At 56.6% G+C, this 13,924-nt stretch carries 9 protein-coding genes and 1 pseudogene; 5 read left to right on the top strand and 5 right to left on the bottom strand.

Features of this window, described 5'->3' with window-relative positions; all coding sequences use genetic code 11:
• Positions 1-80: 80 nt before the first annotated feature.
• Both U5771_RS33975 and U5771_RS33970 read right to left on the bottom strand, forming a co-directional pair.
• Entirely contained in the window at positions 81-203 is a 123-nt protein-coding gene (locus U5771_RS33975; RefSeq protein ID WP_322027994.1) for a hypothetical protein, read from the bottom strand.
• Positions 204-315: 112 nt separating this feature from the next.
• The gene (locus tag U5771_RS33970; protein ID WP_322027993.1) at positions 316-1,230 is read right to left on the bottom strand and encodes a LysR family transcriptional regulator; all 915 of its coding nucleotides are present in this window, start codon (positions 1,228-1,230) and stop codon (positions 316-318) included.
• A 196-nt stretch (positions 1,231-1,426) separates the two neighbouring features.
• Between U5771_RS33970 and U5771_RS33965 the strand changes: the two genes are divergently transcribed.
• Positions 1,427-2,869 (top strand): D-aminoacylase, encoded by a 1,443-nt coding sequence (locus U5771_RS33965; RefSeq protein ID WP_322027992.1) that lies wholly within the window; start codon positions 1,427-1,429, stop codon positions 2,867-2,869.
• A gap of 60 nt (positions 2,870-2,929) precedes the next feature.
• Positions 2,930-3,697: an ABC transporter substrate-binding protein gene (locus U5771_RS33960; protein ID WP_322027991.1), complete on the top strand. Its 768-nt coding sequence runs from the start codon at positions 2,930-2,932 to the stop codon at positions 3,695-3,697.
• Between the two features lie 528 nt (positions 3,698-4,225).
• Here the strand turns inward: U5771_RS33960 and U5771_RS33955 are convergent.
• From U5771_RS33955 to U5771_RS33945, 3 genes are all read right to left on the bottom strand, one after another.
• Positions 4,226-5,527, bottom strand: a complete 1,302-nt coding sequence (locus U5771_RS33955) for an MFS transporter (protein ID WP_322027990.1) — start codon at positions 5,525-5,527, stop codon at positions 4,226-4,228.
• A 197-nt stretch (positions 5,528-5,724) separates the two neighbouring features.
• The gene (locus tag U5771_RS33950; protein ID WP_322027989.1) at positions 5,725-6,507 is read right to left on the bottom strand and encodes an AraC family transcriptional regulator; all 783 of its coding nucleotides are present in this window, start codon (positions 6,505-6,507) and stop codon (positions 5,725-5,727) included.
• Positions 6,508-7,249: 742 nt separating this feature from the next.
• A complete protein-coding gene (locus U5771_RS33945) occupies positions 7,250-7,939 on the bottom strand; it encodes a response regulator transcription factor (protein WP_322027988.1) in 690 nt (229 codons plus the stop codon).
• Positions 7,940-9,000: 1,061 nt separating this feature from the next.
• Between U5771_RS33945 and U5771_RS35670 the strand changes: the two are divergent.
• From U5771_RS35670 to U5771_RS33935, 3 genes and pseudogenes are all read left to right on the top strand, one after another.
• Positions 9,001-9,069 (top strand): annotated as a pseudogene (locus U5771_RS35670) (ESPR domain-containing protein); the annotation flags it as partial.
• Between the two features lie 126 nt (positions 9,070-9,195).
• On the top strand, positions 9,196-12,957 hold the full coding sequence (locus U5771_RS33940) for a YadA-like family protein (protein WP_415859468.1): 3,762 nt from the start codon (positions 9,196-9,198) through the stop codon (positions 12,955-12,957).
• Between the two features lie 91 nt (positions 12,958-13,048).
• Positions 13,049-13,924: DUF2827 family protein (locus U5771_RS33935; protein WP_322027987.1), on the top strand; the 876-nt coding region annotated here is incomplete at its 3' end.

Raw genomic sequence — 13,924 nt, 5'->3', positions numbered from 1 at the left:
CTAGGCCTGCGGGTATTTTCATGGTGCTGGCTGCTGCTGCAGGTGAGCGGTAAAACGCGTTCCGCTTATGGAGTATAGGCCTACGGCTTGCTCAGTACATAGCGGGTCAGATACCGGTGGCAGTTGCCGTCGAGGCGGAAGCTCAGGTGCTCGTACATCTTCGTGCCGGTGGTCAGCGTGGTCGCGAAATCGGAGTTCGACACGGTTCTGTATCTGTACGTTCCTGCGTCACTCGTCGAATTTTTCTGAAGCCCGTCGCGCTTCTCGACTATGCGACTACAGCCTGGCGCAAACGGCGGTCATGGGAGTCATTAATCAATCGTGACTCAACCCCTGCGACCCCTGCGACTCGTGCACCGTTGCAAATAGCCAGTCCCGCAGCAGCGTCATCGGCGCGCTGGGTTGCGTATCAGGCGCTGAGGCAAGGTAGTAACCCTTCCCCGTTTTGATGAGTAGATCGCACGGTGCAAGGAGCAACCCCTCGGCTAGGTCGGAAGCCGCGAGTAGCGGGTCGCTAATAGTCACCCCCATCCCGCGCTTGGCTGCCGAAAGCGCCATGTAATCGGTGTCGAACTTCTGTGCTTGCCCAAGATCCCGCGGAGTCATCCTGGCAGCCTTCCACCATTTGGGCCAGTCACTGCAATCGCTTGTCGGGTGAATCATCGTCATGGAGACCAGGTCTTTGGGCTTCATCGATCCACTGCCGCCGGGACACAAGGCTGGACCGCAAAGCGGCGTCAGTGACTCTTCGTGCAGCAATTCGGCGTTATTTCCGCAATCTTCTCCCCTACCGTACTCGATGGTGTAATCGTATTCATCCCACCGTGTAATGGGTGACTCGGTCGACACCGTCGTCAAGCTGACCTTGATGCCTGGATGTGTAAGATAGAAATCACACAAGCGAGGCATAAGCCACAGAAATCCGAACGAAGGATAGGTTTTGATGCGGATCTGATTTTGATTGGTGTCTCGCAACTGCGCGACGGTTCGCGCGATGACCTCGAGTGCAGCCTGTGCACCGGCGAACAAGGCTTCGCCCGAAGCGTTTGGTGCTGGTGTGCGTTTTCGGCGATCGAGCAACGGAAACCCGAAAAACTCTTCAAGATTGCTGATCTGGTGGCTAACCGCGCTTTGGGTCAGGTGGAGTTCGGCGGCCGCAGCGGTAAAACTGCGAAGACGGGTGACGGCTTCGAAAACCCGCAACGCGTGTAATGGCGGTAGTCGGTGCATTTCTGGGTCCGGAAAGGCTGTTCACGATTACAGCTGGTCACATCCGATTTGTCAAATGATCCTCGCGACACGAATCGCATGAAGAAAATCGATTGGAGCATGAGGAAGCTTCATTTGTTTTGGCCGATCGTCCGTTGCAAGATCTGCGGACGGTGGACACCTTTCGCTCCCCGGACATTCCACCTTGCAGAAATTGATGAACGCATTTGATACGATTATTCGGGGAGCATGGATCGTCGACGGCACGGGATCCCAGCCTTATGTGGCGGACCTGTTCGTCGCGGACGGAAAAATCGCTGCAATCGGAACCTGCTCAGGAGGAAGCGCCAATGAGGAAATTCAGGCGCATGGGCTCTTCCTGGCACCGGGCTTCATCGATGCCCATACCCACGATGACCTCCACGTCGTCAATCACCCGGAGATGCTATCCAAGATATCGCAAGGCGTTACCACGGTCGTGGTTGGAAACTGCGGTATCAGCGGTTCGCCGGTACGGCTAAGAGGCGAGCCGCCCGACCCTATCAACCTTCTGGGCGATACGCGGGATTTCCGATATCACTCTTTTAATGCCTATGTCGAGGCCGTTAACCGCGCGATGCCTGCCGTAAACGTTGCAGCACTGATCGGCCATACGTCGCTCCGCAGCAATCATATGAGTGATCTCCGGCGTGCAGCAACCTCAGCCGAGATCGCAGCGATGAAAAATGAGCTGAAGGACGCATTGCGAGCCGGTGCCATAGGACTGAGTACCGGCCTGGCATATCGAAACGCACAGTGTGCGCCGACAAGCGAAATCGAGGCGCTCGCGGCAGAGCTCGAAGATATGGACGGGCTCTATGTCAGTCATATCCGTTCGGAAGATGACTCGATTCTCGAAGCTATCGACGAGGCAGTTGGAATTGGCCTTGCAGCGAACGTCGACGTGGTGATTTCACATCTGAAGTGTGCAGGCCGTCGGAACTGGGGAAGAAGTACCGAGGTGCTTGAGCGCATCGGCAGATTGCAAGCGGGGCTACGCCCCGCTTGCGACTGTTATCCCTATGCGGCGAGTTCTACCACGCTCGATCCTAATCTCGTCGATGACGGGATCGAAATTCGTATTACATGGTCGAAGACGTGGCCCGAAATGGCGGGGCGGACGCTGGCTGAGATCGCACAGCAATGGGACATTCCGCAAGTAGACGCAGCGCGGCGCCTCGAGCCTGCGGGCGCCATCTATCACGAGATGCTGGAGTCGGATGTTCAGCGGATTCTTGCGCATCCGGCAACGATGATCGGTTCGGACGGCCTGCCCAACGACCCCCGGCCACATCCACGGCTGTGGGGCACGTTCGCTCGCGTAATCGGCCGCTATAGCAGGGATTTGAATCTGTTCCCCGTCCAGGAAGCGGTACGCAAGATGACAGGCCTGACTGCACAACGCTTTGGCCTTAAAGGCCGCGGTGAGCTCAGACCCGGCAATTTCGCCGACCTTGTGCTTTTCGATGCTCATCGGATTGAGGACCTCGCGACGTTTGAAGCTCCAACTCGCGCCGCGCGCGGTATCGAGGCTGTGTGGGTGAACGGGACGTTGTCTTGGCGAGACAGCGCTACTACCGGAAAGCGGGCAGGGCGATTCATCTCGCGCGGATCTTCATGACGCCGCCAGCCCAATATGTATTGCACTCAAGTTGATAATTCGATTCATAAAGGGGATGTGATGAAAGAACTGGTGACTACCACGTTGCTGTGCCTGCTGGCGTCATCGGCGTTTGCCGCCGACACGCTACGCTTTGGAATTGAAGCGGACTATCCCCCATTTGAATACAAGCTCCCCAGCGGCGAACTGGCTGGTTTCGATATCGACATCGGCAATGCCGTGTGCGCGAAGCTGCAGCTTAAATGCACATGGGTTGAGGGTTCGTTCGATGGCCTCATTCCGGGTCTGATGGCACGCAAGTTCGATGCGATCAACTCGGCTATGTGGGCAACGGTGCAGCGCGAAAGGGAAATCAATTTTACGTCGGTGATCTACGTTCCCCCGATTCGACTGGTCGCGCGAGCCGACAGCCATCTTCTGCCGACCAGCGAGTCGCTCAAAGGCAAGCATATTGGTGTGTTGCAGGGCGCGACCCAGCAGCGCTACGCTGAAGCCAAATGGGCACCCAATGGCGTCGTCGTGGTCACTTACCCATCCCAGGGGCAGGTTTTCGCCGACTTGGCTGCTGGGCGCCTTGACGCCGCTTTGCAAACGCAAAAAACCGCCGAAGACAGCTTCCTGAACAGGCCAGAAGGGAAAGGTTTCGCGCTCGTCGGCGCGCCGCTGCAGGACAAGGAAATATTCGGTACGGGGGTGGCCTTTGGGGTCCGAAAACAAGATCGTGCGCTGCTGGATCGCCTCAATCAGGCGATTGCTGCATTGAAGCAGGATGGTACGTTCAATAAGATCGCTCGGAAGTATTTTCCCTATCAGATCGTCGCACCGTGAGTTTGTCGTCTGACCAGAGATTCGCTGTACAGGTTCGGGTACCGCATAGTGACTTTCTGGACTGGCGAATCTACGGTCCGATCGATCCGCAAGACGGAAGTGTATGCCGGTTCTCGCTCTCCGATTGATGAAGAGACTTTAGGATCTCGATTCGACGGCCGAGTTCTGCCTGCGCGAAAAACGCGTTCGAATGCTCCCGGACACCGCTGGTGCATTCAAGCTCGGCCGTGTTCATGCCATGGAGTTTTCCGCGGTCAACCTCGTCGGGTTAGATCCGAACCGACCACGCCTGTGATGTGCAGGCGATGACCGGTGCGACTATTTCGATTTGTACTGACAGGTGGGTGCTCGCTGTACTGCTGGCATACCCAGCGCACTGCGCGCGCTCCGATATCCGGGGAAAATTTGCTTGGCTTTTTGTACAAGGCTCCATTCTCTCAGGGGTTGGAGCCTCCAAAAGATCAGGGCGATTCATGTGTCGATTCCAATGGTCTGAATTTCCTTGACCACCTCCCATCGGTCCAAATATCAGACTATACGGTTTTCGCCAGCTGTCTCTGCCTTCATCGGCTGCGTCACGCCACGCAAAAGGATAACAAGCATCGTTGCACCCAGTAGATCGAAGGCTCCGAATGCCCCAAAGAAAATCCCATATCCAAATCGGTCTGAAGCTGCGCCCAATAGCAACGAAAATCCGAGGCCTCCGATAGATGCGATCGTGCCGGCCAACCCCGCGGCAGTGCCAACTTCATGAGTTTCGAAGATGTCTGCGGACAGCGTATTGAGCAGCACGGAGATCATCTGATGCGCGAAACCACCAACACAGAACAGAGCGATTGCTTGTATCGGTGTAGCGGCGAGGCCAATGAACGCCGGTCCAAGCATCATAACGGCTCCGAGAGCCACACCGGCGACTCGCGACCAGATTAGCGGTATATGGCAGCGCTTGATCAGGAACGGCGACAAGTATCCGCCGAAAAGCCCACCCATATCGGCCGTGAGGAACGGTAGCCAGGCGAACAGCGCAATCTGCTTTAGGTCCATGTGCCGTTCTGTTGCCAGATAGAGCGGAACCCAGAAAATTAGGGTCTGCCAGACTGGCTCGGCAAAGAAGCGTGCCTGGGCTATCGCCCAAAAACTGCGCGTTCGAAGCACGTTTGCTATGCGGCGAATCCCTTCGTGCCGGTTAGGGGCGGCTGATGTCTGTTTACCCAGAAATCTAGCCGGTTCCTTCTGGCCTGTTCGCCGGCATTGCGCCGGTGAGCGGTAGGCGAGATACCAAATTGCTGACCATACGAAGCCCAGCGCGCCGGTAACTGAGAACGCACTCTGCCAGCCATATTGCCGAGAGAGGAAGACGACTACCGGCGGCGCTAAGAGTGAGCCGAGCGACGTGCCTGCGTTGAAATAGCCGACTGCGACAGATTTTTCGCGATTCGGAAACCATTCGGAAACGATTTTCATCCCGGCGGGAATCGCGGCAGCATCGGCGGCCCCTTTTACTGCGCGCAAGGCCGCCAGAGACACCCATCCTCCGGCGACGCCATGTAGGACGCCCGCGAATGATGAGAGGAATAAGAATAGTGCAACGCCGACTCGGAGTCCGATCAAGTCGATGACCAGGCCACACACTGGCTGCATCAGCAAATAGCCAGCCTGAAATGCAGCGACGACATACGCGTATTGCTGCGTGTTTATGTTCAAAACGGATTTGAGTTCGGGTGCCATTACCCCAAGAGCGTTGCGCGAAAGATAATCGATGACTGTCCCGAGGCAGCCGAGCGCGACGACCCACCAGCGCAATCGAGAGATTTCTTTGATTAATTTCATGCGCGAGACTGTCTATGCGAGAGCGCCGACTTAGGCGGCGCGCGGCGTTGTAAAGTGTCGAGGCTTTTGAGGTTTAGGTATATTGTCAGCAATTTCAATCTGCACTTTTATGCAATAAAAATAATCTGGAGCGATATGCGGCAACCAAAGTTATCCGTCGCCGATCAAAAATAAGTGTTATAAGATTTTGATGAATATCATTGACTTCGCTTGATCAAGCTGGACGGCGAAACAGTCCATCGGCGTTTGAAAGCGGTAGAAAAATGACTCATATTGTTGAAGCCACAAGCGAGCGCCACGTCAGTTACGCTTCCGTGCCCCTTAAGCAACATGTTCTTGGCCCGCTCGAGGCGAGCTTCCATCACGTATTGATGGGGAGGAAGACCGGTGTATCGAGAGAACAGGCGGATGAAGCCGTACAAATTTGAATCGAAGCCGGCGGCGCTTGCTACCTCTCGTACACGCAGCGTTGAATCAAGCTCGGCATGAATAAACTCTAAAGCCCTATCCATGATTGCGTCTGCGCGTGCCATGTTGCACTCCCACGTAGTGTTTCGGGCTAACGCGGTGAAGCGGTAAAGTGCTGAGAGCGCAAGCCATTCCGAATGTTCGATGCCAGTAGGAGTACCAGAAATTGCGTCTCGGTATATCTCGTCGATGAGTTGGACCAGCAAGCGATCATGGAGACCCGCAAACCATCCATCCAGCGGGATCGGCCCCCGGCCGGTGACTCCCTGAAGCCAATCGATGTTGATGATGAGATGGGTTTGGTCGAGGTTGTCTCCCCATCGGTAGTTCAACGCTGCATTAGGAGGGCCATAGGCAACACTGCCATCTGAAGCGTCGGCGTGTTGCCACCGACCGAATCGGTTCAGACTCTCGACCAGTCTGTGTGGCTTTCGGTACAAGCAAAGAAGTAGATTCGATTCGAATTGCAGATCGCGCACTTCACCCGCTTCGCTGATCTGATAGTCGTGCACCTGGATTCCGTCCCATGGCGATTCTAGCGATGTGCTCTTCCATGCCTCCGGTAGCATCGACAGAACTGGCCCCTCTGATGGAGACGCGTCGAGGCAAGGAAATTGCGAAGCCGAACTGGTATCCATGACAGACGAAAGGCATGAGGATGAAGGCGAGACGATTTGAACACATTTCGAACATAAACGCGAGGGTTGTTTCGTATTGCGAATTCTCTGCCATGTTAAATGGAGTCTCAGTGCTCTTCGGTCTGCTGTCCCTGCAAGTTTGTTCGTGGTTTGAGTGGGCGAGGTCGGCTCACCACACCGCAGCTAATCCGTTGTCGCATCAGGATTGATCGCGCCTGGTACGTTCGGATGCGGAGTTCGACGATTCAGCACCTGAGGTGTGTGGCATCCCGGCATACATCACGGAGGTACGGATACGAGTGGTTGACTAGCTGCGATCAGGTCGGCAAGCAAAACTAAGCGGTATGGGGGCAGAGCATCATTGGGTTGACCTGAGTTGCTTCAATGTGACCCCTGATTCGCCATCATCGTGTCGAATAATCAATTTCGTCACGGTCGTGTCCCTGGTCTCGCCTATATGGGAGCTATGTCAGCGCGACCATCTGTCCGTGCTGGTGCGATTTTCTGTTGTCGCTCAAAGCAGAGATCGGGGTCGGAATCGTGTTGCCAGCAACCGTTGGTGACGCTCCATGGAAGAAATCACGACGCGACAGAGTGATGTCCTGAGGGGGGGCGGCTATTTCCTGACCCGCTCAAGTCGATAGCCAACCGTGTATATAGACTGTAATGAAAGGCCGTGCGCTCCGTTTAGTCCCAATTTGGTTTTTGCGCGATATATATGGGTGTCAAGTGAGCGAGATGTGGTGTCCCTATCTTTTCCCCAGACGTGAGCAATAAGGTATTCGCGTGGGACCACGCATTCAATGTTTCTAAAAAGTGTGGCAATGATATCGAATTCCTTTCTTGTTACTTTAATTGGTTCTCCCTTGATAAAGATATTTCGTCCGCCGCGCGGGACCATGTAATCTCCGATCGAAATCGAGGTGTCTGATTCGCTTGGGATGTTTGCTCGCCGGGCAATCGCATTCACCCGCGCGATAAACTCGCTTTTACTCACGGGCATCCGAATGCAGTCGTCCGCCCCGGCGTTGAGTGCGTCTGTCGTCGAATAATCTGCCAATCCATTCGATAAGGTTAAAACAGGAACTCTGTAGCCGAAGTTGTTGCGAATCCAGCGGAGAATGTCAAGTCCGGAAATGGCGGATTTGATCAAATCAAGGATGATTAGGTCAAACATCGACTGCTGCAAAGTGCGTACTGCGTAGGCGTTGTCCTTTACAAGGGTTACCTCATTTCCATGATGTTGCAATAAAGAATTTAGGAGATCTCCGTATGACTCTCTGTTATCTAAAATCAGAATCTTCATGTCTCGTTGTCGACAATTGATTGGAGTTGCCTTCCGGGGTTGAAATGGTGGCACTTGAAAATCTCTGTGACGCGCCGCTATACGTTAAACCGGAGTATCCATATGTTTAGATATCTGCCAGTGCTTCGATATTTCGTCAAATAATCGTAGTCGGATGTCGGTGCCATTGATGCATCGTCAGGGGGCGCTTGTGCTTAATTATTTGTGATGTTCTGGCGCGATAAGATAGTTTTTATTGTCCTTCCCTTTAATCAAAAGTGGTTCGCGTCAGACTCCTGATCACGTACATCCAGATACCGGGTCATAGTATTTGACTTTCCTCTTCTGTCTATTTTTGTGTCTTCGGGGGGTATCATCTTCTGAAATTTTGAATGGCTCGACGCATGCTCAAACTTCTGAGCTTACTGCGTCAAATATTCTCAGTTTTTCAAGTTCAAATTCTTGGTCTAATCGCTTCTTGAGATCCAAGTAGCTTTTGTATGCTTGCATTAACGTATCCTTTGGAATAAGGCGATCCGCGCCATTCTCAATGGATTTGGAGAAATAAGCTGGGATGTCCTAAAACGGGGTCGATCAAGGTTCGACTGTTGTAGCAAATAGGGTGTGTGGAGCCCATTCGCGACGGAGACCTCTAGATAGCCTGGGGCGGGCGTATTTCGCCGTCGTTTCTGAAATATTGTCACGCTTCCGAGATGCATGCTTTCGCAATTGTGCGGAATCATTGGTTTGGAAGAAAAATTTGAAAAGATCAGACCATATATCGGCTAGCAGATACCGAGCTGGGGTCATTGTTGTTTTGATCCAGAATTGAGGGTTGGATTAATGTTCAGCGCGAGATGTTAAAGTTAACTAAGATTTGCATTTGTTCGCCAAATTGGTGCAGTTTCGTGAAAATAGTTCAGTCTGGAATGCGGTGGTAAATTGGAAAATTATCACTAGCCGGCGAGTTGCTTTTGTATTTGACTCGCCGGTAGAGCGTCGATCCTCTCTTGTATGGGTTGACTTCATATCGAAGTGGCACGGTGGTAGTCACCAGTGGCCCAGCACAGACGGCGATCTCGATGAATAAGAGTTACAGGACAATTTGGAACGAGGCGCTTGGTGCTTGGGTGGCCGCCTCTGAAAACGATTCGGCTCGCGGAAAACCGAATAAGCGAAGTGTAGTCGCGTTGTTGGCCGTTGCACTGATTGCGTCCCCGCATGCCGTTTTCGCGCAATATGCGGCGGGCGGAGGTGCGACCCTTGTAACAGGGGCGATCGCGATCGGCGGCAACACTGGGATAACGTATGCGGTGACCGCCGGCGATATTGCAATCGGTTCAGCTGCCACCGCGAACTCGGGCTCGAGCATAATCGGGACCACGGCTCCAGCAACGGCTATCGGCTGGGACACTACCGCTTCGGGATATTCAGCTACAGCGCTTGGTTCGTTCGCGGCTGCGTCCGCGGCGGGTGCCACGGCCATTGGTGGGAACGCTACTGCGTCGGCCGTGAATGCGACGGCGATTGGGTACGGAGCCAAAGCAGCGAATAGTGGCGATGTGGCTTTAGGCTCTGGGTCGGTGAGTTCTGCTGCGGTTGCGACGACTAGCACAACAATCAACGGTGTAACGTACAGCTTTGCGGGCACAAGTCCCGCCTCGACCGTAAGTGTGGGTGCAGTTGGTTCGGAGCGAACGATCACGAACGTCGCGGCAGGGCGGATTTCGTCAACTAGTACCGACGCTGTTAACGGATCGCAGCTTTATGCAACTAATCAGGCTATTACCGCCGTTGGCTCGAGCGTGACAAGCCTGTCCACTGCAGTTGCCGGCGCTGTATCTGCAACCAGTTCAATTGCGTCACTTTCTACCGCGCTCAGTTCGACGAACAACTCCGTGACGTCGCTATCAACGGGGTTGAGTGTAACGAGCAGTGCGGTGACATCGCTGTCGACCTCGACGTCGACGGGTCTCTCGTCGGCCAGCAACTCGATTGCGTCGCTGTCGACTTCGACGTCGACGGGCCTGAGCTCGACCAACAGCTCGGTCGCATCGCTGTCGACGTCGACATCGACCGGGATCAGCACGGCGCAAAGCGGTGTCACTTCGTTGTCGACAGGTCTGAGCTCGGCGAATAGCTCGGTTGCTTCGCTGTCGACGTCGACATCGACCGGGATCAGCACGGCGCAAAGCGGTGTCACTTCGTTGTCGACGGGCCTGAGCTCGACCAACAGCTCGGTCGCATCGCTGTCGACTTCGACATCGACCGGGATCAGCACGGCGCAAAGCGGTGTTACTTCGTTATCGACGGGCCTGAGCTCGACCAACAGCTCGGTTGCTTCGCTGTCGACGTCGACCTCCACCGGGATCAGCACGGCGCAAAGCGGTGTCACTTCGTTGTCGACGGGCCTGAGCTCGGCGAATAGCTCAGTGGCTTCGCTGTCCACCGGCGTCGCAAATTCAGTACAGTATGACAATTCGGCACATACGTCGGTGACATTAGGCGGTGTCGGCGCGACGACGCCCGTCACATTGACTAACGTGGCAGCAGGCGTGAATCCGACCGACGCAGTGAACTACAGTCAGTTGAGTTCACTGTCAACTTCTGCATCGACTGGTCTGTCGTCGGCGACCAGCTCGATCACTTCGCTGTCCACCGGCCTGAGCTCGACCAACAGCAACCTGGATTCGCTGTCGACTTCGACCTCGTCCAGCGTGAGTTCGCTGTCGACCGGTCTGAGCACGACGGATAGCACGGTCTCGTCGTTGTCGACCTCGACGTCGAGCAGCGTCAGCTCGCTGTCGACCGGTCTGAGCACGATGGACAGCACGGTGTCGTCGCTGTCGACTTCGACCTCGAGCAGCGTCAGCTCGCTGTCGACCGGTCTGAGCACGACGGACAGCGCGGTCTCATCGTTGTCGACCTCGACCTCGTCCAGCGTGAGTTCGCTGTCGACGGGTTTGAGCACGACGGACAGCACGGTGTCGTCGTTGTCGACTTCGACCTCGTCCAGCGTGAGTTCGCTGTCGACCGGTCTGAGCACGACGGACAGCACGGTGTCGTCGCTGTCGACTTCGACCTCGTCCAGCGTGAGCTCGCTGTCGACCGGTCTGAGCACGACGGACAGCACGGTGTCGTCGCTGTCGACCTCGACCTCGAGCAGCGTGAGCTCGCTGTCGACGGGCCTGAGCACGACGGATAGCACGGTCTCGTCGTTGTCGACTTCGACCTCGAGCAGCGTCAGCTCGCTGTCGACCGGTCTGAGCACGACGGACAGCACGGTGTCGTCGCTGTCGACTTCGACCTCGTCCAGCGTGAGTTCGCTGTCGACCGGTCTGAGCACGACGGACAGCACGGTGTCGTCGCTGTCGACTTCGACCTCGTCCAGCGTGAGCTCGCTGTCGACCGGTCTGAGCACGACGGACAGCACGGTGTCGTCGCTGTCGACCTCGACCTCGAGCAGCGTGAGCTCGCTGTCGACGGGTTTGAGCACGACGGATAGCACGGTCTCGTCGTTGTCGACCTCGACCTCGAGCAGCGTGAGCTCGCTGTCGACGGGTTTGAGCACGACGGATAGCACGGTCTCGTCGTTGTCGACTTCGACATCGAGCAGCGTCAGCTCGCTGTCGACGGGTCTGAGCACGACGGACAGCACGGTGTCGTCGTTGTCGACCTCGACCTCGTCCAGCGTCAGCTCGCTGTCGACGGGTTTGAGCACGACGGACAGCACGGTGTCGTCGCTGTCGACTTCGACCTCGAGCAGCGTGAGTTCGCTGTCGACGGGTTTGAGCACGACGGACAGCACGGTGTCGTCGTTGTCGACCTCGACCTCGAGCAGCGTCAGCTCGCTGTCGACCGGTCTGAGCACGACGGATAGCACGGTCTCGTCGTTGTCGACTTCGACCTCGAGCAGCGTGAGCTCGCTGTCGACGGGCCTGAGCACGACCAACAGTACGGTCACGGCGCTCTCAACATCGGCTTCCACTGCTGTCAGTTCGCTGTCGACAAGCCTGAGCGCAACCAGTAGCAATGTCGCGTCACTGTCGACGGGTCTGAGCACGACGAACAGCACGGTTTCGTCACTGTCCACCTCGACGACAAGCAGCGTTAGCTCGCTGTCGACGGGCCTGAGCTCGACCAACAGCAGCGTGACATCGTTGTCGACATCAGCATCGACCGGCCTCAGTTCGGCAAATAGCAGTATTACGTCGTTGTCCACGGGACTGAGCACCACAGACAGTAGCGTGACCTCTCTGTCGACTGGACTTTCGACGACCAACGATAGCTTGGCATCGCTTTCAACCGCGGTTGCTCCGCTCACGTCGATCAAGACTGAGACGACGGACGGTAGTACCGCTCTTGGCAGCGGAGCATCGGCAGCAGCAGACTCGACGGCCGTTGGTCAAGGGGCGTCGGCGACCGGCACGAATTCGACCGCGGTGGGCGAAGGGGCAGTCGCGTCGGGGCAAAACTCGACCGCTGAGGGCCAGGGCGCCATAGCCTCGGGTGTCAATTCGAAGGCCGACGGTCAGGCCGCAGCCGCGACGGGAGATAACTCGACAGCCTTGGGCCAAGGCTCGACTGCGTCGGGAGCCAATACGACTGCGGTCGGACAAGGCAGTGTGGCGAGCGCGCCAAACTCCGTTGCAATTGGCAGTGGCTCGATAGCTTCGCAACCCAACACGGTTTCATTCGGGTCGCCGGGCAGCGAGCGACGGTTGACGAACGTGGCGCCAGGGATCAACGGCACCGACGCCGCCAATATGAATCAGCTTTGGGGCGTCCAGTCGACCGTCAATGGGGTTGCGCGTCGTGCTTATTCGGGCATTGCTGCGGCTACCGCATTGACCATGATTCCGGAGGTCGATCTCGACAAGACGATCGCGGTCGGGGTTGGCGGCGGCAACTACCAAGGGTATGCAGCGTCCGCAATCGGAGTGTCCGTGCGATTCAGCAACAACCTGAAGGCCAAGCTCGGTGTCGGGATCAGCGGCAACGGCAGCACCTACGGAGGCGGGGTTTCGTACCAGTGGTAAGTCGTTGATTTTCCCCCGGGCGCGGCGTGGCGTCCGCCGCCCGGGGAATTTTTGTCAACGATCGTATTGGATGACGTACGACGAGAATTTGATGCATACGACATGCAGTCATGATACCCACTGGAATTGCCTCGACATGCGGCCGGCCGTCGGCATCTCGCTGTTTGCACGGGACGGCCAGGCGATCTGGGAAAACGGCATCCCTCAGAACATCGCGTTCCTCGCGATGATGCTCAAGCGCTCCGACCGCGTCGGCCCCGTCTATTTCCTGAACGGCGGCGACGCCAACGCGCTGCCGACCGGCCTCGACCTCGACGGCCTCGACATCCCGCTCGTGAAACCCTCCGACGTCACGCACGAACTCGACGTCGTGATCGAAATGGGCGCGCAACTGCCGGTCGAATGGCTCAGGCACATGAAGGCGCTTGGCAAGAAGATCGCCGCGTTCTTCTGCGGCCACGTGTATGCCGGCCTGTGCGAAACCCCGATCTTCGGAAATCCGTCGGGGCACATCTTCAACGGCGCGCCGTTCGACGAAGTGTGGCTGCTGCCGCAGTACGACAAGACCGCGGCGCCGATGCTGAAAACCATCCTGCGCGCGCCCGTCCATCTGATGCCGCACATCTGGTCGCCGTACTTCCTCGATCGCCGCGTCGCCGCGCTCGCCGCCGAAGGAGCGACGTTCGGCTATCGGCCCGGCAGCCGCCCGTGGTGCCTGGCGATGCTCGAACCGAACATATCGGTCGCCAAGTCCTGCCATTACCCGATGCTCGCGTGCGACGCGTTCTACCGTGCGCGGCCGGACGCGGTGCAGCACATGTTCGTCGTCAACGCGATGCACATGAAGGAGCATCCGACCTTCGTGCACTTCGCGAACAGCCTCGATCTCGTGCGCCAGCACAAGGCGACCTTCGAGCCGCGCATCGACCTGCCGGGCTTCATGGCGCGCCACGCGGACGCCGTCGTG

Source organism: Burkholderia sp. BCC1977 (genome assembly GCF_905339595.1).
GTDB lineage: Bacteria > Pseudomonadota > Gammaproteobacteria > Burkholderiales > Burkholderiaceae > Burkholderia.
The sequence above is the reverse complement of the archived record's forward strand: the minus strand, read 5'-3'. Positions and strand labels throughout refer to the sequence as shown.